This is a genomic window from Staphylococcus pasteuri (genome assembly GCF_003970495.1).
GTDB classification, from domain to species: domain Bacteria; phylum Bacillota; class Bacilli; order Staphylococcales; family Staphylococcaceae; genus Staphylococcus; species Staphylococcus pasteuri.
On sequence record NZ_RXWW01000067.1, the window covers coordinates 1 to 246 of the forward strand.

The 246-nt window shown below is 52.4% G+C and carries 3 tRNA genes; all 3 read left to right on the forward strand.

Going from position 1 to position 246, the window contains the following annotated elements:
* Window position 1 precedes the first annotated feature (1 nt).
* The 3 genes from CD121_RS09885 (at window position 2) to CD121_RS09895 (ending at window position 244) form a co-directional block, all read left to right on the forward strand.
* Window positions 2-77 (forward strand) — tRNA-Asp (locus tag CD121_RS09885).
* 10 nt (window positions 78-87) lie between these two features.
* Window positions 88-160 (forward strand) — tRNA-Phe (locus tag CD121_RS09890).
* Window positions 161-168: 8 nt separating this feature from the next.
* Window positions 169-244: transfer RNA gene (locus CD121_RS09895), tRNA-Thr, on the forward strand.
* Window positions 245-246: the final 2 nt, after the last annotated feature.

Genomic DNA, 246 nt, shown 5'->3' on the forward strand with positions numbered 1-246 from the left:
AGGTCTCGTAGTGTAGCGGTTAACACGCCTGCCTGTCACGCAGGAGATCGCGGGTTCGATTCCCGTCGAGACCGCCATTATTATTATGGTTCAGTAGCTCAGTTGGTAGAGCAATGGATTGAAGCTCCATGTGTCGGCAGTTCGACTCTGTCCTGAACCATTTAACAAGCCGGCCTAGCTCAACTGGTAGAGCAACTGACTTGTAATCAGTAGGTTGGGGGTTCAAGTCCTCTGGCCGGCACCATC